Origin of the sequence: Chryseobacterium taeanense (assembly GCF_900099685.1) — a bacterium.
GTDB classification, from domain to species: Bacteria; Bacteroidota; Bacteroidia; order Flavobacteriales; family Weeksellaceae; genus Chryseobacterium; species Chryseobacterium taeanense.
This window is the reverse complement of the sequence record NZ_FNDW01000001.1, coordinates 619,615-640,129: the sequence shown is the minus strand read 5'-3', so window position 1 is coordinate 640,129 and position 20,515 is coordinate 619,615. Positions and strand designations below refer to the sequence as shown.

Here is a 20,515-nt window from a genome sequence, read left to right as displayed (position 1 = left end):
TTTAATAACAGAAGTTTCTCAAAGTGATTTTGAGAATAATTCAGAATAAATTCAACAAGATTTTGGCGGCTGCCAAATGGAATTGAGAATATCTTTATTGTAAAAGATGCTTTTGTAAAAAGTCTTTTTGGCCTTAATAACCGGTTTGGATTCTTTTTCTGACAACTGAAAAGTAAAGGGTGTCGCTGGTGTGCATACAATTACAAGATGTGCTGCGTGCGAAACAAACGGAAGCTGCTGATCTTTGCTGTAATCAGAATCTTTTACCGGATTGTCATAATGAACTTTCAGAAAAGCAGTGAGAGACATCTCAGGACTGAGGTTTTTATGCTCCATATAATGCTCTATAAGAGCCGGTAATTTCAAAAACTGATACAGTTCGGTTGTAGAAACCAAATACAATGATAACAACAATATGGAAATCAGCTTTTTCACTGTAGCAAAATTATGAATTTCTTCTTTAAGAATGATTTTAAATTACTGACTTCTTTTTAAAAGTGCTATTTTTGTCTTGCTAAAATCAGGTTATTTTCCAGTAAAATATCTTAGTTTGTAATAAGCATGATTTCAACAACGCACAGACTGTATGTTTTGTATGTTTATGCTTTCAAATAATTTGTATCAGGAAGTTTTAATTTAAATAATCAATGCATGTTCAGGCATAAAGGGAAAGGGCGCACCTATTCGCATAATCTAAAACTTGCTTCCATTTTATCCTGTGTGGCAGGATTGGTAAATATTACCGGCGTACTGGCTTTGAGTACACTGACGACCAACGTTACAGGGCATTTTGCCTTTTTCTCGGAACAGCTGTTTTTAGAAAATTACAGGATGGCTTTTATTTATCTGGTTTATATTCTTTTCTTTTTATTGGGAGCTTTTGTTTCAGGAACGATTATGGAATGGGCTTCCAAATCAAGACTTCATACCTCTTACATTATTCCCATATTCATTGAAGTGGCTATTATGCTTGCTGTAAGTTGTATTCCTAAGGTGTTTCTTCAGGAAAATCCGCCTTTCCGCATTGCTGTTTCTTCTGCGCTGCTTTTCACGATGGGACTGCAAAATGCCCTGGTCACAAAAGTATCTCAATCTGTGGTAAGAACGACCCATCTTACCGGACTTTTCACCGATCTGGGTATAGAACTTTCACAGTTGCTTTTTTACCGCGAAAGAAAAGATAAAATAAGATTGCATAAAAGTGTATTCCTAAAGTTCATGATTATCAGCGGATTCTTTATTGGCGGGATAATCGGAGGCTTTACATTTCGGCATTTCGCACTGAAAACCCTTCTGCTTCCTGTCGCTCTTTTGCTTTTTGCTTTATGGTATGATCGTCTTTTATTTAGATATTATCATTTTAAAAGAAAATTCCGGCATCATGATTAATTGCATTTCAGATAAAATTTTATTGATTATATAAAAGAGGTTGTCTGCTTTTGAGACAACCTCCAATGTTAGAACACTTTATCCGGAACATTTCGTTCCATCTTTTTTTACACCTAATTTATTCAGGATCATATACATCAGGCACCAGCCGGTAAGTGCGTGAACCCACATATTCACTCCTACAAAACCGGTTAACCAGAACCAGTTTGGATTAATATAAATTCCCAAAAGCAGACTTATCAGGATGAAAGTTCCTGCTATGGCATGTACAATTCTTGTTTGCATATCTTATTTTTTACAATGATTTTTCGAGCGGAACGCTTGCCATATGAACATGGGAAAAATTTTCCTGCTCCGAATTGAGGATTTCTATCTTTTTATATATTTCATCAACAAACTCATCTTCTGCAAATACCGTAAAAAGTAAGGAATCTATTGATAAATGCTCTGTGGAAAACCACCTGTCGATATCACTTCCGTTATTTTTGTATCCTTTTACAGATTGATACGAGAAAGTTTTTACGCCGGAATGTTTAAGAATATTGATGATATCTGTTTCAAATTCTTCTACTGCGGTAATTAATAATAATTTCATAAGATGAATGTTTAATTTTGATCTGCTCAGTTTTATACTTCAAAAAAAGGATCTTCAGCATCGGAATTTTTCTCCCACTTCTTCTTTTCCGTTGCGTAATACACCAAAGGAACGACCACCAGCGTAAGCAAAGTAGAAACAATTGCCCCGAACACCAGCGAAATTGCCAGTCCCTGGAAAATAGGATCAAAAAGAATGATAACTGCCCCGATCACTACCGCGCCTGTTGTCAGTAAAATTGGTGTTGTTCTCACCGCCCCGGCCTCGATGATCGCGCATTTCATAGGAATACCTTCTTTCAGACGGATTTCAATAAAGTCAATCAAAAGAACGGAGTTTCTTACCATGACACCTGCTAAAGCGATCATTCCGATAAAAGAGGTTGCGGTAAAAAATGCACCCAACAACCAGTGTCCCAACACAATTCCAATCAATGAGAGCGGAATCGCAACCATCATGACAATCGGTGTTTTAAAATTTTGAAACCAGCCTACAATCAGCATATAAATAATGATAATCACCACCGCAAAAGCAGTTCCCAAATCACGGAAAACCTCCAGTGTTATCTGCCACTCTCCGTCCCATTTCACGGTATAATTGCTTTCATCCTCCGGCTGGTTCATGTACAATTCGTTCATTGTATAACCATTGGGAAGCTGGATTTTTTTAAGTTTCTCATCCATTCCGAGAATCGCGTACGCCGGACTTTCCAGTTTTCCCGCCATATCGGCAAGGACGTACACCACTCTTTTCTGGTCTTTTCTGTAAATGGTTTTATCCAGTTCTTTTTCTTCTACTTTCACTAGATCACTTGCCGGAACCATTCCCATTTGTCCTTTAATTTTCAATCCCGTAATATCCTGAATATTTGCTTTGTCAGCATTTTTAAGCTTCATAACAACATCCACCGGGTCGTTGGATTTTTCATCGTAAAGATTCCCTATCGGGTGTTCTCCCATCAGATAGGTCATATTTCCGACAATCTGCTGGGGCGCAATACCATTCAGCATTGCTTTTTCTTTATCCGGAACAAGTTTGAATTCTTTCTGCGGCGCTTCTACCATCCAGTCGATATCCACGACATCATCAGTTTTCTTTAAAATATCTTCTACTTGCTTCGCTACTTTTATTTGTCCTTCATAATCAGGTCCATAGATTTCTGCCACAATCGTTGAAAGAACCGGTGGTCCCGGCGGAACTTCCACGACTTTTACATTCGCATCATATTTGGCAGTGATTTTCTGAATTTCAGGTCGCATTCTTTTAGCCACATCATGACTTTGTGCATCACGGTCTTCTTTGTGTAAAAGATTTACCTGAATGTCTGCCGTATTGCTGTTTCCGCGCATATCGTAATGACGAACCAAGCCATTAAATGTAATCGGAGCCGAAGACCCTACATAGTTCTGGTAGTTTACAACCTCGGGAACAGTTTTAAGATATTGTGCAATGTCCTGCGCTACGGCAGAAGTTCTTTCCAAAGTTGTTCCTTCCGGCATATCAATCACCACCTGAATTTCATTTTTATTATCAAAAGGAAGCATTTTTACCGCTACCCATTTGGTGAAAAATGCCGCTATGGAAATCAGTAATAAAATCACAGTAACCGCCATCATTATCCATCTTTTTGATTTCGAATCTAAAAGCGGCTGCTCAATTTTCTTGTAGATTTTGTAAATCCTGTTGGTTTCCAGACCTTGCTCTTCTTTATCGTGTTGTTCATCTTTTACCTTTAATAAATGATAACCGAGATACGGCGTAACCGTTAATGCTACAAAAAGCGAAAGCAGCATGGCAATAGAAGCTCCAATTGGCATTGGCGACATATAAGGTCCCATCATTCCGCTTACGAAAGCCATGGGCAAAATCGCAGCAATCACGGTAAATGTTGCTAAAATGGTAGGATTCCCAACTTCGTTGATAGCATAAATGGCTGCCTGTTTAAACGGCAGTTTCTTCATATGGAAATGCCTGTGCATATTTTCAGCGATAATGATACTGTCATCCACTACAATTCCGACTACAAAAACCAGTGCGAAGAGCGTGATCCTATTCAGTGTATATCCTAGAATATAATAGCTGAACAACGTTAAAGCAAACGTCAGCGGAACGGAAAAGAATACCACCAAACCACCTCTCCAGCCCATTGCCAGCATAACTAGAACCGTTACCGCTAAGATCGCAATACCAAGGTGCATCAACAATTCTGAAACTTTATGAGAAGCCGTTTCACCGTAGTTTCTGGTGACTTCTACGTGTACATCATTCGGAATAAGATTTTTCTTTAACTTATCTACTTTGTCTAGAATCAGCTCAGAAATCTTCATGGCATCTGCTCCTTTCACTTTAGAAACAGAAACGGTAACCGCAGGATATTCTGACTTGAATTTCTTACCGCTTTCTACGGCATTTCCGTATCCGAAGCTTACATAATTGGCAGGATCTGAAGCACCGTCTTTAATCGTTGCGACCTGTTTCAGATACACCGGCATATTCTGTGAAGTTCCGATAACCAGATTTTCAACATCTTCGGCAGAATTCAGAAATTGTCCCGTTGTTAAAAGATATTCCAAATCCCCTGAATCAAATTTCCCGGATTGTGAACTTCCGTTATTCGCCTGAATCATCTGCATTACAGAAAGCGCATCTACATTCAGCTCAGCCATTTTATCTTTATCTAAAATCACCTGCAGCTGTCGGTTTCTGCCCCCGATTACTTTTGTAAGGGAAACATCTTTTATTTTCTTGATTTCCGAAGACAATTCTTCTCCAATCTGGCGAAGCTGAAAATCATTATAATTGGCATTATCACTCCATAAAGTCAGCCCAAGCATCGGAACATCATCAATCGAGCGTGTCTTCACCATTGGCTCCATTACGCCTTTCGGAAAGATATTTTTGTTCTTCATCAGCTCATCATAAAGCTTTACATAAGAACGTTCCGTATCTTCTCCTACATAAAACTGAACAATAATCATCGCCTGCCCGTTCATTGCCATCGAATGGATGTGTTCTACGCCTTTAATATTGGAAATAATTTTTTCCAGCGGTTTTACCACTCGGCTTTCCACCTCTTTCGGGCTTGCTCCGGGATAACCAACCATTACATCCGCCATTGGAATAATGATCTGTGGTTCTTCTTCTCTTGGTATTAATGTGGAACTGTACACCCCGATAATCATCAAAGCAATCATTAACAGAATCGTTAATTTTGAATTGATGAAAAATTCGGCAATACGTCCTGCGAATCCTTTTTCCATAATTTTGAATATTAAAAATCACAATTGTCATTCCGAGGAATGAGGAATCTCAAACATAGATTCTTCACTACACTTCTGAACTTCGTTCGTAAACCTTCAGCTTATGTTCAGAATGACAGAAGAGTTTTTATTTAATTTGAACTTTTGCTCCGTTATACAATTTTCCTGTTGAAGAAATGATGTAAGATTCTTTCGGAGCTAAACCCGATAAAACCTCAACCTGATCTCCTAATGACTTACCTGTTTTTAACCAACGTAAAACCGCCGTATTTTGAGAACTGACCACATAAACACCTGTAAGCTGTCCGTTTTCTACCAAAGCCGTTTTAGGAATCATCATACTTTCCTGAAAGCTCTGATTGATTTTCCCTGAAGATTTAAAAGGAAATTGTACATTCACAAACATTCCCGGGAGTAAACCGGAAGCATTATGGATATTGATTTTAACCATATATTGACCGCCGGTTTGGGCAGATGATTTGCTGATCTCCGAAACCGTTCCTGAAACTGTTTTATTCAACGATTTTAATGTTACCTCAACCGGCATTCCATTGGAAATCATGGCGATATTCTGCTCAGAAACCAAAACCTGCGCCTGTAAAGACGATGGCGATTCTATAGTCAGTAAAGGCATTCCCGGGCTCGCCATATCACCCTGCTCTGCAAATTTGGCAGTAACAGTTCCGGAAATCGGAGCCGTTACATTAGTATAACGATATTGTGCATTGACTTCATTCTTCATCTGTTGTGCTGCCTGCAATCCTGCCTGTGCCATTTCGTAACGGGCTCTCATATCGTCAAGCTCTTTTTGTGATGCACTTTGAGATTTATACAAATTCTGGAATCTTTCATAGTCTTTTTTAGCAATATTGTAGCTGGCTTGAGCCTGAGCAATCTGCGCATTGGCCTGTCCGCCTTTTGCTTGAATATCCGTTGCATTAATGCTCACCAAAAGCTGACCTGCATTTACATTTTGCCCCACTTCTGCATTCATTGATGTGATGTAGCCCATCATTCGGGTAGAAACATTGACGGAATTTTTGGCAACCAGTTTTCCGCTCGCTGTGGCAGATGAACCTTCCGTGCCGGCAGTTGTGCGGCTTACCGTAACTGAAATGGGTGCATCGGTATTCTGTACAGATTTTTTTTCGTCTGAGGAACAGCTTCCCAGCAGGAGCCCACTCAGAATTAAAGTTGAATAAAAGTATGTTTTCATTATTAAATTTTTTATTTTTATTTGTTCCACAGATTTCACCTGCGGCTATTGTTATTGAACCATTCAAGTCTTGGCTCCTGAAAATTATTTTCTCAAAAACTTTTCATATTCACCGGCTACGTTGTACTCAAAAACAGCCTGCTGATATTCCAGTTCTTTTTGAGACATCAGTGTTTCTGCGGAGAGCAGGTCAGCCGATTTTTCCAACCCCTGATCGTAACGGTTTTTTCGGATTCTGTAGGCTTCTTTGCTTTGTTCCCAGGCCTGTTTTGTGAAATTTATCTTCGATGCTGCATCTTCAATCTGGCGGCCGGCTTTGTTAAGTTCCAATTGGCTTTGTTTAGAATACTGCTCGATTTCTGTCTGTGCTTTGGAACGTTCTGCTTTGTATTTTTCCTGTTCGCTTTTTGATTTGAGTCCGTCGAAAACATTCCAGGAAAGCTGAATTCCGGCTAAATATCCGTTGGCATTAAATTGCGCTATTTTGTTATCATACATTTCAAAACTGCCGAACGCATTGAGCTTGGGAAGAAATTTTGCTTTTGATGATTTTATCATCCAATCGTAGGCTTCGAGCGATTTGTTGTAAGCCTGTAAATCTTTTCGGTTCTGATTAAGCTGTGCACCGGAATCTGTCATATATTCTGTGTACTCCAAGGTTTCAGCGGGTTTCAGTATTTTATTTTCTGAATTTTCGTCCAGAAGAAAATATAAGTAATCGGAAGCGTTCCTGATGTTGGATTTTGCAGTCTGAATCTGACTTTCTATCTCACTGATACGAACATCCATATACAACAGTTCGGATTTTTGAATCATCCCGTTTTTATAATAGTTTTCGATGACTTTTTTATTGGCAAGCGTCGTTTGCTTCGCATTTTCCAGAGTTTCCAACATTTTATAAGCGAGCTGAAGCATCATATAAGATTTTTTCAGTTCAAACTGAACATATTCTTTGGTTCTCTCCGTTTTGATATTTAAAACTTCTGCTTTTACCTGTCCTGCTTTTTTCTGATACACCGCATCCATATTGATAATCGGCTGCTGCACTTCTATTTTTGTGGCAAAATTTGAGATGCTTTTCGGGCTGTTCAGATTATCAGGATTGAAATCCATCATCGTGATTCTTTCCTGATTGAGCTTTGTACCAAAGGCATACAAAGGATTATTGGTATTGGAAAAAGTGTAAGATGCATTCACATTGGGAAGATACATTGATCTGGTTCCCAAAAGTTCGGCATTGGCAAGTTCGGCATCTTTTTTTGCCAGTTTTACCTGAAGATTATTATCTATGATTTTATTTTCCAGATCTGCTTTGGAAATCACAACGATGTCCTGCGAAAAAACTTCTGAATAGGTTGTCAACAATAAAATAAGTATGGCTATCTTTCTCATTTCTCTCATTTTAAAGCAAAATTAGATCGATGCACGTTATTGTACAGTAACCTATATCACATAAGAAGTTTTTTATTAAAAATGCATAAAAAAACCGCCTGAAAAGGCGGTAACATTATAACTATGGAAATGAATACTACATCAATTTTATTTCCGGAATCATCGTAATTTTTGATTTCACGGAATTGGATATTAAACAATTGGCCTCCGATTTCTGAAGAACTCTTTCTGCTTTTTCTCTTTCAGATTCGTTTTTAATGGTAATTACAGGTTCGAGAATCACTTCCGTCATCAGGAATTTACCTTCTACTTGTTCCAGTTTTCCTTTAGATTTGCATTCAAAGCCTGAAAATTCGAGTTTTGAGTTTTCTGCTATTGCGAGAAAAGTCGTCATCAGGCAACTGCTTACTGCTGCGGTGAAAAGATGTTCCGGAGACCAGATTCCTTCCATTCCTTTCGGAAATTGCGGTGGAGTTGCTACTTCTATATTCTGAGAAAGTTCAGGAGAAGACATTTCACCTTTACGGTCATTTTTCCACTCGACATTAACGTTATAAAAATGTGCTTCCATTGTTTTATATTTTATTATTTAAACTTGCCCAACCGCCGCCGTTATGTACATTTTTATAGCCGTTATTCTGAAGAATATTTTTGGCAGAAGCACTTCTCATACCGGAAGCACAGCACGTAATAATGGTTTTTTCTTTATTTAATTTTGAAAGGTTTTTCTCAAGCTGATCGACAGGAATATTGATGGAGTTTTTAATATGTCCGCCTGCGTATTCGCTTTTGCTTCTTACATCTACAATCACCGCACCTTGTTTTACAAGATCTGCATAATCGGTTTTATCCATTCCGAAAAGGTTTTTTATTGCATCTAACATTTTATTGGTTTTTAAATTGATAATGCAAATGTATGTGTAGAAAAGAAGCCGGTCAGTGATGTAAGTTACATTAGTGTAATTTTATTTCGGGAAAGTTTTATTTTGCCTTCAGTTTCGATCTGTTTAAGGACGCGGCTTACCGCTTCACGTGTAATTCCGAGTTCGTCTGCCAGCTGCTGATGTGTCACAGAAAGCTCTTTGGATTTATATAATTGGGATTTCTGATTCAATAAATGTAAAATTCTCGTATCCACTTTCTGGAAAGCAACAGCATTCACCACTTCCAGCAGGTCTTCAAATCTTCTTTGATACAGGCCAAATATAAAATCTGTCCATTCCGGATATTTGCGAAGCCATTCTTTAGCTTGCTGTAGGGAAATCATAAGAATTTCAGCATCTTCTTCCACTACCACTTTTACTTTTGAAGTATCCTGTGTAAGTCCGGAAAGAATGGAAGAAATACAACTTTCACCTGGCGTGAGATAATACAGCAGAATTTCCCGTCCGTCTTCCTCAGTACGGATGACCCTGATGCTTCCCGAAATCACCAAAGGAATATAATTGATGTATGAATTGATATCTAAAATAACCGTTCCGGCCGGAAACAGCTTAAGGTTTTCATTCGATGCAATTTCTTTCTTGAATTCGGGATCGGATATTTTGTTGATATTCATCCTCAAATATAAATATAATTAACAATAACTTTTTAAGTTTAATGATGCATTTGTCTAAAATTATATTGTTTATAAAGAGCATTATACTTAAAAAAACCGGCCACAAAATGCAGCCGGTTGGATAAATAGATTAATGAAAATATTCCCTGTTTAGAACAGGGAGATAAATTTATTTTTAAAAGTCTTGCAGATTACCTGATAGTTTTATCTGCTGACTTTTGTTGATAATTTCTTTAAAGTTTTAAAAGAACCGACTGTCGATAAACAGCCGGTTCGGTAGAAAGATTACTCTTCCTTTCTAAAAACACTTAAATATCAATCAGTCACACCTGATGCTTTCTTATATTTCGCTTCATTGATTTTATATTCTGCCTTGGCATCCAGAATCTCTGATTTTGCTTCCTGCCAAAGAACCTGAGCTTTTAATACTTCCTCTGCCACAACGGTTCCTGCGTCATATCGATCCTGGTTCAAACGTAGATTTTCCGTGGCCTGAACAAGAGATCTTTCAGCAAGCTCGATACGTTTGAGAGACTGATTAAGCTGCATGACCGCATTCTGAACTTCCAGAACCAATAATTCCTGGGTTTCTTCCATTTCAAGCTTTTGAGCATTCGTTTTATACTGTTGCTCTTTTACCTTCTCTTTTCTTGCTCCCCAGTCGTAAATCGGAATATTCACAGATAGCATTCCCACAAATCCCTGCATATTGTTTTTCATATTAATAGGATTAACGTTTTTACCAACACTGGAGAAGCCGATTCCTGAAAGCGCTACGTTAGGCTTACGATCACCATCCAGCAGCTTTTCCTGAAGCTGATTGATTTCTACCGCTTTGGCAAGAATAGAAAGCTCCGGACGATTCGTCGGCTGTACCTGGCTGTCTGCTAAAACACCGGCAAAGCTCCCGCTTACAGAATCCTCCACATCAAAATCGGAATTAGGAAGTCCCGCGATCTGGGCAAGATTTAATTTGGCTATGCTAAAACCATCTTCTGCACGTTTCAAGTTGAGCTGGGCTTCGTTCTGCTGAACTTCTATTTTCAACAGATCATTTTTATACGTTAGCCCCGCATCAAAGGAATTCTTCACATTGGTATGCAACTGATCTAAAAGTTTGATATATTCTTTGGCGAGTGCTATTTTCTCCTTGGCATTTACAATTTGCCAGTATAGGGTCTCAGCAGACAACTTTACCTCTTCTTTGGTAAGAGCTTTCTGAGCCATCTGCAGATCTACAGCAGCTGAAGAGAGCTTTTTACCGGTTTCTACTTTACCGCCGGCATACAACACCTGGGTAACATTCACATTGGCACTTCCCAATACTTCCGGTATCAGGTTAGAAAGCGGTTTCGAGAAATAATATCCTCCCACACTTCCGTCCAAAGTGGGTTTTCCTCCCGCTTCTGAAGCTGTTCTTGCCGCTTTGGCAGCTTCTATATTCTGCTGGGCTTTCCTGATCTTTTTATTGTTCTCTAATGCCAGGTTTTTGACTTCATCCAAAGAAACCACCCGTTCCTGAGCCTGAAAATTTACTGCGGCAGTGAACATCAGCACCAGAACTATTTTTGATATCGTATCGTATATGATTTTCATTTTTTTTACTTAAAGGTTGTCCTGCAGCTATAAACGAAGGAGCTTAAAAACAAGAAATTAATACAGGACAACCGGTTAAAAAATTTGATATTATAATTATTTTAGTGATGAGGTTTGGGTTTATATAAAATAACCTCATCGTCCAATTGATCTTCAGGGGTTTCATCTCTAGGTACAGGATCTTTTAGAAGCTTATAATACATCACCGGTACAATGAAAAGCGTGAAGATCATGGAGAAGATAAGCCCGAAAGCCAATACACTTCCCAATGGAGCCCACATCGGTGATTTACCCACGATCATAGGAACTACGCCTACCGCAGCTGCCGCTGAAGTAAGAAATATCGGACGCATTCTTCGTTTGGCCGCCGCCATGGCCGCTGCTTTGTGGGTGTACCCGTGTTCCCGGATCAATTCATCGGCATAGTCTACCAGGATGATTCCGTTTCTTACCACAATACCGATCAGACTGATGATTCCCATAAAGCCTGTCAGTCCCAATGGATTTCCGGTAATAAACAGTCCGAAGAAGGCTCCGAAAAGGCTCAGAAGAAAAGTACACAGGATAATGAGTGCTTTCCCCAGACTCTTGAACTGGAACAGCAGCGTAAGGAAGATCAGGATAAGACTTACAGCAAGCGAAACCATCATTCCCGGCATGTTTTCCAGCGTTGATTCTGCATCCCCCCCGTATTGGATAGTCGTTCCTGCCGGTAATGCGAGCGCATCAATTTTCGGCTGGGCTTCTTTCAATATTCTTGATGGCTTCGGCCCCAATTGGGCTTCTGCAAAAACGCTGGTATATTTAATTCCGTTTCTTCTTAAAATGACACCTGTATGCCATTGCGGCTGTAATGTCGCTACTTCTTTAAGAGGAATTTTCTCTCCGAAATAAGACTGTATGTGCAGATTTTCCAGTGCATTCATATCTTTTCTACTGATCGAATCATACCTCAAAAAGATATCAACCGGCTTATCACCTTCCCATAAGGTGGATACGGAATAGCCTTTCAGTCCGGCTCCTAAGGTTTGGGTAATGGCCTGATTGGTGATGCCAAGACGATTGGCCTTTACATCATCCACATTCAGCTTTACCCCCATATAATCGTACTCACTACCAATACGTACATTATTTGTTCCCGGCGTATTTTCAAGGATCTTTTTCACCTCAAGGGCTACTTTTCGCTGGTCGGCTTCGTTGTCACTTACGACACGGATATCAATCGGCGAACCTTCCTGGAAACTGAGCTGCTTGACTTTAAGCTGACCATCCGGCATAAAGTTCTTCAGCTTTTCCAGATATTCTTTGGCCATGTCGTTCGTTGCATCATTACTCACGGTAGTAATAAAAACCTGGGCAAAATATTTTTTAGGAGATTCCGGGGCATACGTTGTATGGAAACGAGGCGAACTCATCCCTACAAAACTGGTGATATCCACTACCCGGTTGTCTTTTTTAAGAATCTTTTCAAGTTCTTTTACCTTACCCTCAGTTTTCTCCAGCGAAGTTCCGTTAGGCATCCATACCTCCATATTGAACTGATTTCTCTCACTGATCGGGAAAAACTCCGGATCTACTTTGGTGGCAATAAACAGGGCACTAAAAATTGATAACACACCTATAAGCATGGTTGTCTTTGGCCATTTGAAGGCCAGCCCAACCCCATTATCAAAAACGGTCTGAAGGTGATCCAGCATATTTTTCTTCAGTGGCCGGTCACTCATTTTATGCTTTAACCCCTTTTTAATAAAGACATAGCATGTATATGGCGTAAGGAAAAGCGCGACAAGCATCGAGGTTATCAGTGCTATAGCAACTGTAATAGGCAATGAGAACATAAAGTCCTTTGAAATCCCATCCATAAATATAGCCAACGGGGCAAATGCAAGTATAATCGCCATCGTTGCCGTAAATATTGGAAGTGAGAGCTGCTGGGCTGCCTGCCATGCTGCCGTCCATGGTGTTATGCCTTCGTCCAGCTTCTCAATATAATTATCAACGACCACAATGGCATTATCTACCACCATCCCGAGAACTATGATCAAAGCCGCAAGGGTTACCTGATGAAGTTCCAGCCCCACGATCTGCATCAATCCAAATGTAATCAGTATAGAAATAGGCGCTGCAACAGAAGCCACACCGGCTACCCTTATAGGAAGCAGTAGCATCACCACCAATACCACAGAACCTATGGCAAGACCAAACTCCATCATGAAATGGCTAATGCTTTCCCCAACCGCCTCTGGCTGATTCACAATCGTTTTCATATGGATATCCGGCGGGAAATCTTTCTGAATGTCCTCAATCTTTTTCTCCACTTCTTTCCCGAAGGCAACGATATTATTTCCGGGCTGCATGTCAACGGTCAGCACCATTGCTTTTTCATCCCCTACCCTTACAAATGAGGAAGGCTCTTCAAATCGTCTTTCAAGGTCAGCAACATCTTTCAGGCGTACTATATTGCCTGCCGGTGTCGTATAGACGATCTGCTCGGCAATATCAGACATATTCTTATACCGGCTGTTGGTGTACACCGGAATAATGGCATTGGAACCTCCGGATATTTCTCCATTATACCCCGTTACATTCTGCTGTTGGATGGCATTCACCAATGTATTCACTCCAAAACCATATTGCTGAAGCTTCTGGTCATTGATTTTAATATAAATCTGCTGTCTCTGTCCCCCGGAACGGTTGATCTTGGAAACCGTAGGGATTACCTTCAGACCATCTTCCAGCTTATCAACATAGCTTTCGATTTCAGCATATGATCTTTCTTTGGAAGATACCGAGATTATCATCGCCGTTACATTAGCAAAATTACTGTTGATAAAAGGACCCACCACACCGGCAGGAAGCTTCGGACGCAGATTAGCATCCATGTCCAGCTGAAGGGTATGCCAAAACTTTTTACGGTCTTTCACATCGGTGTTCATTTCTACGGTAAAAAACACCTGCCCTTCTTTAACCTCAGCTTTTACTTTTTTCTTTTTGATCTCTTCAAATGAGAAAAGATACTGTTCTATTTTTTTAGCTACTTCCTCTTCTACCTGATGCTCATCAGCTCCCGGATAGAATGCATAGACTGCAGCAACAGGCATATCGATACGCGGATTTTCGCTTCGCGGCATATTTATCAGCGCATTGATTCCCAGAATCATCAACAAGAATACCAGCACGATCACCACCTGCTTATGCTTCATTGCAGCTTCCAGAAAATGCACTTTTTTATTCGTCATTTCTTTCATTTCTTTTTGAATTAAAACTTAACAGGTTTGCCATCTTCAAGACGTGTCTGCCCGGAAATAACGACCTGGTCATCCGGAGTCAGTCCGCTTTTGATGATGACATCGCTGGCACCTGCCATATTCTGCATTTCTACTCTCTTTTTAAAGGCGGTAGCTCCTTTTTTAGCAGATTTCACGGTATAAACGTAGCTGGATCCATCGGAACTTTTAAGTACTGCCTGGGCAGGAAGGATAATGGCATTTTTGCTTTTCCCTGTATTGATATTGATATCTGTAATCATCCCCGGCAATATCTGCCCTCCCGGATTATCAAGACGAATCTTTACGGTGTATGTCCTGGAATTGTTATCTGCCTGCGGATTGATGATGGTAACATTTCCGTGAATCGTACGATTGAGACTTGGAATGGAAACTTCTACAGGATCCCCTATCTTAAGAGCGCTAATCTCGTTCTCCGTAATGGATGCAGCGGCATACACCTTATCTGTTTTTACAATCGTAAAAGCAGGAACTCCGGGTGCTGCTGTGGCACCGGCTTCGGTAAGCTTTTGAGAAATGATTCCTGAAAAAGAAGCATAGAGCTTTGTATCTCTCAAATTTTTCATGGCAATATCTCTATTGGCTTTAGATTGTGCCAGCGCTACTTTTGCGGCGATATAATCTCTTTCCGGTAAACTTTTTTTAAGATAAAGCTGGTTGAGACGGTTGAAATTATCCTGAGCCTGATCCATTCCTGCGCCGGCAACAGCCAGGGCATTCTGATAAGCACTGGTTTCGATGGCCGCTAAAAGCTGACCTTTAGATACATGCTGCCCTTCCTGAACATACACCGCAGTGACACGCCCGGAAACGCCAAAGCCAATGCTCACACTATTGTCTGCGAGAATATTTCCACTGTAAGAAAATATTTCAGGCCGGGAAACCAACTCTATTTTCTGAACACCTACCTTTACAGGCTCGGCTTTGGCTACAGGCTGTTCTTTTCCGCCACATGCTGAAAGCAGCAACAGACTTCCTAATAAAAAAAGACTTTTCTTTTTTTTAACTATCATAAAATAAATTTTTACTGTTAGGAGAATTCAATTGTAAATTGGTTCACGATGCAAATTTGAGGTAAGGAAAGCCACCATAAAAGGTCTGTTTATGGCTGATATTGGTCTAAAACGAAACAGCATTGTAGTATATATTCTGCTTGTATTTAATCAAAAAGGTGGCTTAGGCTCCGCTCAGCCACCAATCATAACGCGGGCCTTCGAGTAACCTCAGGCCCCACCACTCGACAACTTTTTGACGTTCCACACAAATACTTATACCCTTACACTATAACACTTACACTCTCCAACTCAATAGTGGCTGAGCGGAGCCGAAGCCAAAACTCCGGCCGGGAAATTCCCAAAGCCGGAGTAGCATTATACTAAAATTATTCTGTTAAAAGAGGGGCGGTTTCCGAGAGGTGTTCTCATCGGTCGATGAGAACACTTTATCACGCTCGAGATAACCTTCTTATCACGTCCGATGAGAGACCCTTGTGTCGGGCGGCGAAATCGTCTCTCGGAAAATATGGATTGATTGTTTACGCTACCTTCATTATTATGACATGAGTGTATAACTTTGGTGGCTTCGGCTCCGCTCAGCCACCAAGATCCCCCCTCTCAAACTCAAAAACCCTCAAACCCAAAATCCTCCCACAAAAAAGACTGTTCTTCCGGACAGCCCTTCTTGTTTTTGTCAACGCCGCTTACATCGTACGCTTAACACATCCTTGACCGTACGGTCAATACATCGTTGATGCTACCATCTACACTCCCTTGATCGGGCGGTCAACGAGGTGTTGACAAATGTTACCCTATTGCTTCCTCTACCGTCATTCTACCCATTAATGTTTTAACAAGCTTCATCTTGTTCAGATTTTGACCAGTTTACACCGAATTCAGACCTTTTTTATTAACATTTCACGACAGAAATTTGCATTATCAACCAATATGAAAGGAAATACATGAAGAGCCGGGTCATCTCTGTAACCAGTAATGTGATTGGTAAAAAAGATGTTTGGGAACTAATTACCAATATTGACCAGTGGAGTGAATGGGATTTCAACATTGAATACTCAGAATGTATTAAAAATAAAACCGGACAAGTAAGCTTATTTAAAGTAAAGCACCGTATTTTTTTTATAACAGGCAGAGGTATTGTAGAGGAATTCAGACCTTATGAACGCTTCACATTACGGATCGGGCTTGCAGGAGCCAGACTGTACAGAAAATATATAATGGAAGATACTAAAGAAGGATTGAAAGTAAGTATTGTTACTTCTGTTTCGGGGTTTCTGGCGTGGCTGTGGAATTTTCTGGTAGTGAAAAGAATCCTGAAAGATACTCCGGAAGACCTTACCATAATTGTTGAACAAGCTAAAAAAAACAGACATGAGAAATACATTACTTTTTAAAACAAAATTCAGAAAAATCATAGATGCTTTCTGGCTTAGGGAGGATATTTTGGAAACAATCCCCAACTGCCAATGCGAATATCTGGATAACAGCTTCAAACTTTTAAGTGTTTCTTCTGAAACCTTATTTTCTGAAAATGAGCTTAAACCGGTATTTGAACAGTATAAAATGGAGTTCTCTATAGTAGAACAAAATATCTCAAGAGTGAGGTTACATACCATATCCTGAAATCCATCAGTAAAGATCTTGAATACTGAAGAAAAAATAAAGATAATTGCCAAAAATCTACTGTTCGTGGAAGGCAGATTCTATGCAACAACGCAACAAATCGCACAAAGTGCGGGTATGGACAGAACAGCAATTCACTATTATTTTCGTACGAAAGCACATCTTGTTGATATCATTATCGGTGAGATGATCAATGAATTTCCCGCACCGGCGTGGAACGACATTAAAGATCTCTCACTGAAAGATAAGCTGAAAAGATATATTGATTTTAATACTGAAAAAAGCAAGAAATATCCTTATCTGGATATTTATATGATTACACAGAATGAATTTTCAGAATTCGGCCAGAAATTATTTTTCCCATTGGCGGAAATGGTTCCTGAAATCTCAGTTTGTATCCATGAAGGAAAAACATCCTACAACAATCCTTTACTTTTTCTGGCCGATCTTATTTCTATAGTTTCAGGGTTTCTTATCTCTGTTGACTTTCTTAGGGAAAAATCAGATATTATACTATCATCATCTTTCTATCATCAACGAGCTGAAAGGATTATAAATTTATTTTTAACGTAAATATTGCATTTGAAAAATAAGTTGTATGATGAATTTTCGCATATATAACATAATCCTTCGGCTTATTTATTAACTTTACTAACGTTCATATTAAAAATTATGACTCATAAAGATATTGTTTTTCATAATCTCCACGATCTGTTCAAGATGATCGATAAAAACAGCGATCATCAACAATGCAACAATGATTTCTTTATCATCCGGGAATCTCATGATTTTGATAAAAATTCTTACAAATATCCTTTCAGAACAGACAACTGCACTATTATGCTAATTACAGAGGGAGAGGGAAATATGCAGGTTAATCTTGAAGAAATAAATATCAAAAAAGATGATATTGTTATTATCCCTCCCAATTCAATTATTCATCCTGCCAACAAAGGTTCCTATGGAAGAGCAAAGGGTATAGTTTTCAACGATTCTTTTGTACAGAAGAATATCCGTCATATGCATTACATTAATGAGATCATTTTCTTTTCTGAAAGAAATACTCCTATCTTACATCCTGACTTTAATGAAAGGGAAACCATAAGGTTTCTGCTTGATAAGATCAGCCTGGCAGATGAGCAGGAAAATTATTATTCGAAAGACATTATCAACCATTATTTCAACGCATTACTTCTGGAGCTGATGATATTATACCGGTACAGCGATGCAAGAGTGATCGATCCTAAAACATCGAGGAAAAAGGATATGATTAATCAGTTTCTTGTTCTGCTTTCTGAGCATTCCAAAAAAGAGAGAACCGTGGAGTTCTATGCGGAGAAACTTTTTGTAACGCCAAGCTATCTCACCCGTATTGTGAAAGAAGCTTCCGGGGAATCTACCCGTACGATTATTACCAATTCGGTCATTATTGAGGCGCGTGATCTGCTTTTAAATTCTAATCTTTCCATTACACAGATTGCGGAGGAACTTAATTTCAGCGATCAGTCTTTCTTTGGCAAATTCTTTAAAAAGAAAATGAAAATGTCTCCGAAGATGTTCAGAGCAAAAAATAAATGATAACATTTAGCGTATTGCCAAAATATCAAACACGTATTAGAATTTTCCTGATTCTGACTGAATAGTAAATATTTCAACCTTTAGTTTTCCAGTTTCGGTGCTTTATTTATATCATCGGATTTAATATTTTACGTTCTTTGTACAAATGATTAAGAACGAGAGAAAAATATATGTTTACAGTGCATTGCTGATTACTCTGGTAGCTAATTCTGCAAAGCTGATGGCGCTTAATTCCGATGGAATCATTGCCCGTTACTGGCAGTTTGATATCTGGGAATATGGCTTTCAATTTCTATACAATATGGCATTCTGTATGGTTTTGCTGCATCTTAATCTATCAAAGGGAAAACTTTTCAGTTTATATCGTGAGAATAAACAATGGTTAAAACTATATACATTCAATACTTTACTGGTCATGGCTGCCATCATGCTGGGAAGTTTCATTCATACCATACTCTTTGGTGCTTTAGATCTTCCGAGACTCAGGATAAGAGGATATTTTGTTCGTTTTTTACTCAGCAGTGTCATGACTGCCGTGGTCATTCGACTTATTCTTCTGATGCGTGAAAGTAAAGACAAAGACCTTATCAATGAGCAGCTGCATACCAGTTACCTTCAGGCTCAGCTGAAACTTCTTCAGGAACAGCTTAATCCTCATTTTCTGTTTAATACGCTCAGCAGTCTTTCTGCTATCGTAAGGGAAAATCCGGATCTTGCACAAAATTATATTCTTCATCTGTCTAAAGTTTTCAGATATACACTGGTACACTCAGGTAACGAAAAGGTAAGAGTGGATACTGAAATTCAGCATCTGGAATCGTATATCCAACTGGTGAAAATGCGGCTGGAAAATACTTTTGAAATTCAGATTGATCTAAAACCGGATATTTTAAATAAAGAGATACTTCATCTATCGCTGCAGCCTCTGGTGGAGAATGCTGTTAAGCATAATAAAGCTACCATTTCATATCCTTTAATTGTTGAAATTTATGAGGAAAACAACTGGCTTGTTGTAAGAAATACTCTTCAGACTGTCGCAAGTGAAACGGAAAGCACCGGGCTTGGCCTGTCTAATCTAAATGAAAGATATAAACTGCAAACGCAGCATGAAATAGAAATTCATCAAACCGCAGAATATTTTATAGTAAAACTTCCGCTATTATGAACCCAAATCTCCGCATTATACTGATAGAAGATGAGGCTGCAACCGCAAGAAATCTTGAATATATCCTGAAAGAAATCAATCCGGATATTGAGGTGGTTGTAATATTGCAGAGCGTGACAGAGGGCGTAGACTGGCTTACCACGACGGTTAGTGATTATGATCTGATATTTTCTGATATCAGACTTTCGGATGGACTTTCATTTGAAATATTTAAACAGACGAACATCAAAAAACCTGTTATTTTTGTTACGGCCTATAATGATTATGCGATAGAAGCTTTCTGGAACAATGGGATCGATTATATTTTAAAACCTTTTGACAGGGAAGAAATACAAAGAACTTTACTGAAATACAATACCCTTATCGCCTCTGATATTAAAATAAAAAAGGAAGCTTTACTAAAGCAGCTTGAGTCTGTAACGAACCGTTACAGAAAATCGTTCCTGATTCATTATTGCGGAAGGCTTATTCCTGTAGAAGCAGCTAAAATCAGCTGGTTTTATACGGCAAACGAAATTGTGTACGCCCATACAACAAGCGGCCAGCAATATACTGTAGAATTTACCCTCGAACAGCTGGAACGGGATCTTAGCCCGGAACTTTTTTTCAGGGCAAACCGTCAGTTTATCATCAACCGTAATGCAATAAATGCTGTGGAATATTTTTTCAACGGAAGGCTTTTAATCAAAATTCATCCATCATCGCAGGAGCAGATCATAGTGAGCAAGGCCAAAGCAATGATGTTTAGAAAATGGCTGGATCAATAATCGATTTCACCACTTGATTTAGGCGGTTCACCCTTTTTTATTTTAAAAGAAATTACTCGTATTGCTACATTTGTTC

At 39.2% G+C, this 20,515-nt stretch carries 19 protein-coding genes; 7 read left to right on the top strand and 12 right to left on the bottom strand.

Going from position 1 to position 20,515, the window contains the following annotated elements; genetic code table 11:
- Positions 1-51: 51 nt before the first annotated feature.
- A complete protein-coding gene (locus tag BLR30_RS02990) occupies positions 52-435 on the bottom strand; it encodes a hypothetical protein (RefSeq protein ID WP_089854458.1) in 384 nt (127 codons plus the stop codon).
- A gap of 216 nt (positions 436-651) precedes the next feature.
- Between BLR30_RS02990 and BLR30_RS02985 the strand changes: the two genes are divergently transcribed.
- A complete protein-coding gene (locus tag BLR30_RS02985; protein WP_089854455.1) occupies positions 652-1,389 on the top strand; it encodes a YoaK family protein in 738 nt (245 codons plus the stop codon).
- Between the two features lie 78 nt (positions 1,390-1,467).
- Here BLR30_RS02985 and BLR30_RS02980 read toward each other — a convergent pair whose 3' ends face one another.
- The 11 genes from BLR30_RS02980 to BLR30_RS02930 form a co-directional block, all read right to left on the bottom strand.
- Positions 1,468-1,674, bottom strand: a complete 207-nt coding sequence (locus tag BLR30_RS02980) for a YgaP family membrane protein (RefSeq protein ID WP_042721742.1) — start codon at positions 1,672-1,674, stop codon at positions 1,468-1,470.
- 10 nt (positions 1,675-1,684) lie between these two features.
- Positions 1,685-1,984: a hypothetical protein gene (locus BLR30_RS02975; RefSeq protein WP_042721743.1), complete on the bottom strand. Its 300-nt coding sequence runs from the start codon at positions 1,982-1,984 to the stop codon at positions 1,685-1,687.
- Between the two features lie 32 nt (positions 1,985-2,016).
- Positions 2,017-5,244 (bottom strand): efflux RND transporter permease subunit, encoded by a 3,228-nt coding sequence (locus BLR30_RS02970; RefSeq protein ID WP_089854452.1) that lies wholly within the window; start codon positions 5,242-5,244, stop codon positions 2,017-2,019.
- A gap of 127 nt (positions 5,245-5,371) precedes the next feature.
- Positions 5,372-6,460 (bottom strand): efflux RND transporter periplasmic adaptor subunit, encoded by a 1,089-nt coding sequence (locus BLR30_RS02965; protein ID WP_089854448.1) that lies wholly within the window; start codon positions 6,458-6,460, stop codon positions 5,372-5,374.
- A gap of 84 nt (positions 6,461-6,544) precedes the next feature.
- Positions 6,545-7,852 (bottom strand): TolC family protein, encoded by a 1,308-nt coding sequence (locus tag BLR30_RS02960; RefSeq protein ID WP_089854650.1) that lies wholly within the window; start codon positions 7,850-7,852, stop codon positions 6,545-6,547.
- A 136-nt stretch (positions 7,853-7,988) separates the two neighbouring features.
- On the bottom strand, positions 7,989-8,423 hold the full coding sequence (locus BLR30_RS02955) for an OsmC family protein (RefSeq protein WP_089854445.1): 435 nt from the start codon (positions 8,421-8,423) through the stop codon (positions 7,989-7,991).
- 4 nt (positions 8,424-8,427) lie between these two features.
- Positions 8,428-8,736, bottom strand: coding sequence for a rhodanese-like domain-containing protein (locus tag BLR30_RS02950; protein ID WP_089854442.1), 309 nt, complete (start codon positions 8,734-8,736; stop codon positions 8,428-8,430).
- Between the two features lie 65 nt (positions 8,737-8,801).
- Positions 8,802-9,410 (bottom strand): Crp/Fnr family transcriptional regulator, encoded by a 609-nt coding sequence (locus BLR30_RS02945; protein ID WP_089854439.1) that lies wholly within the window; start codon positions 9,408-9,410, stop codon positions 8,802-8,804.
- A 315-nt stretch (positions 9,411-9,725) separates the two neighbouring features.
- Positions 9,726-11,006, bottom strand: coding sequence for a TolC family protein (locus tag BLR30_RS02940; RefSeq protein ID WP_089854436.1), 1,281 nt, complete (start codon positions 11,004-11,006; stop codon positions 9,726-9,728).
- A gap of 101 nt (positions 11,007-11,107) precedes the next feature.
- Entirely contained in the window at positions 11,108-14,254 is a 3,147-nt protein-coding gene (locus BLR30_RS02935; RefSeq protein ID WP_228400688.1) for an efflux RND transporter permease subunit, read from the bottom strand.
- Positions 14,255-14,265: 11 nt separating this feature from the next.
- Complete coding sequence (locus tag BLR30_RS02930) at positions 14,266-15,306, bottom strand: efflux RND transporter periplasmic adaptor subunit (RefSeq protein WP_089854433.1); 1,041 nt, start codon at positions 15,304-15,306, stop codon at positions 14,266-14,268.
- 944 nt (positions 15,307-16,250) lie between these two features.
- Between BLR30_RS02930 and BLR30_RS02925 the strand changes: the two genes are divergently transcribed.
- From BLR30_RS02925 to BLR30_RS02900, 6 genes are all read left to right on the top strand, one after another.
- Positions 16,251-16,700 (top strand): SRPBCC family protein, encoded by a 450-nt coding sequence (locus tag BLR30_RS02925; protein WP_089854430.1) that lies wholly within the window; start codon positions 16,251-16,253, stop codon positions 16,698-16,700.
- Complete coding sequence (locus BLR30_RS02920) at positions 16,678-16,929, top strand: hypothetical protein (RefSeq protein ID WP_089854427.1); 252 nt, start codon at positions 16,678-16,680, stop codon at positions 16,927-16,929. Before BLR30_RS02925 ends, BLR30_RS02920 begins: the two co-directional genes overlap by 23 nt.
- Positions 16,930-16,947: 18 nt before the next feature.
- Entirely contained in the window at positions 16,948-17,502 is a 555-nt protein-coding gene (locus BLR30_RS02915) for a TetR/AcrR family transcriptional regulator (RefSeq protein WP_175443588.1), read from the top strand.
- A gap of 99 nt (positions 17,503-17,601) precedes the next feature.
- Complete coding sequence (locus tag BLR30_RS02910) at positions 17,602-18,507, top strand: AraC family transcriptional regulator (RefSeq protein ID WP_089854420.1); 906 nt, start codon at positions 17,602-17,604, stop codon at positions 18,505-18,507.
- Between the two features lie 145 nt (positions 18,508-18,652).
- The gene (locus tag BLR30_RS02905; RefSeq protein WP_089854417.1) at positions 18,653-19,672 is read left to right on the top strand and encodes a sensor histidine kinase; all 1,020 of its coding nucleotides are present in this window, start codon (positions 18,653-18,655) and stop codon (positions 19,670-19,672) included.
- Complete coding sequence (locus tag BLR30_RS02900) at positions 19,669-20,439, top strand: LytR/AlgR family response regulator transcription factor (protein ID WP_089854413.1); 771 nt, start codon at positions 19,669-19,671, stop codon at positions 20,437-20,439. Before BLR30_RS02905 ends, BLR30_RS02900 begins: the two co-directional genes overlap by 4 nt.
- Positions 20,440-20,515 lie beyond the last annotated feature (76 nt).

Excerpts from the sequence above, each read along its gene's own strand:
- BLR30_RS02980 (WP_042721742.1), bottom strand. The coding sequence starts at position 1,674 with ATGCAAACAAGAATTGTACATGCCATAGCAGGAACTTTCATCCTGATA.
- BLR30_RS02920 (WP_089854427.1), top strand. The coding sequence starts at position 16,678 with ATGAGAAATACATTACTTTTTAAAACAAAATTCAGAAAAATCATAGAT.
- BLR30_RS02965 (WP_089854448.1), bottom strand. The coding sequence starts at position 6,460 with ATGAAAACATACTTTTATTCAACTTTAATTCTGAGTGGGCTCCTGCTG.
- BLR30_RS02900 (WP_089854413.1), top strand. The coding sequence starts at position 19,669 with ATGAACCCAAATCTCCGCATTATACTGATAGAAGATGAGGCTGCAACC.
- BLR30_RS02935 (WP_228400688.1), bottom strand. The coding sequence starts at position 14,254 with ATGAAAGAAATGACGAATAAAAAAGTGCATTTTCTGGAAGCTGCAATG.
- BLR30_RS02925 (WP_089854430.1), top strand. The coding sequence starts at position 16,251 with ATGAAGAGCCGGGTCATCTCTGTAACCAGTAATGTGATTGGTAAAAAA.
- BLR30_RS02905 (WP_089854417.1), top strand. The coding sequence starts at position 18,653 with ATGATTAAGAACGAGAGAAAAATATATGTTTACAGTGCATTGCTGATT.
- BLR30_RS02970 (WP_089854452.1), bottom strand. The coding sequence starts at position 5,244 with ATGGAAAAAGGATTCGCAGGACGTATTGCCGAATTTTTCATCAATTCA.
- BLR30_RS02940 (WP_089854436.1), bottom strand. The coding sequence starts at position 11,006 with ATGAAAATCATATACGATACGATATCAAAAATAGTTCTGGTGCTGATG.
- BLR30_RS02910 (WP_089854420.1), top strand. The coding sequence starts at position 17,602 with ATGACTCATAAAGATATTGTTTTTCATAATCTCCACGATCTGTTCAAG.
- BLR30_RS02955 (WP_089854445.1), bottom strand. The coding sequence starts at position 8,423 with ATGGAAGCACATTTTTATAACGTTAATGTCGAGTGGAAAAATGACCGT.
- BLR30_RS02945 (WP_089854439.1), bottom strand. The coding sequence starts at position 9,410 with ATGAATATCAACAAAATATCCGATCCCGAATTCAAGAAAGAAATTGCA.
- BLR30_RS02960 (WP_089854650.1), bottom strand. The coding sequence starts at position 7,852 with ATGAGAAAGATAGCCATACTTATTTTATTGTTGACAACCTATTCAGAA.
- BLR30_RS02930 (WP_089854433.1), bottom strand. The coding sequence starts at position 15,306 with ATGATAGTTAAAAAAAAGAAAAGTCTTTTTTTATTAGGAAGTCTGTTG.
- BLR30_RS02975 (WP_042721743.1), bottom strand. The coding sequence starts at position 1,984 with ATGAAATTATTATTAATTACCGCAGTAGAAGAATTTGAAACAGATATC.
- BLR30_RS02950 (WP_089854442.1), bottom strand. The coding sequence starts at position 8,736 with ATGTTAGATGCAATAAAAAACCTTTTCGGAATGGATAAAACCGATTAT.
- BLR30_RS02985 (WP_089854455.1), top strand. The coding sequence starts at position 652 with ATGTTCAGGCATAAAGGGAAAGGGCGCACCTATTCGCATAATCTAAAA.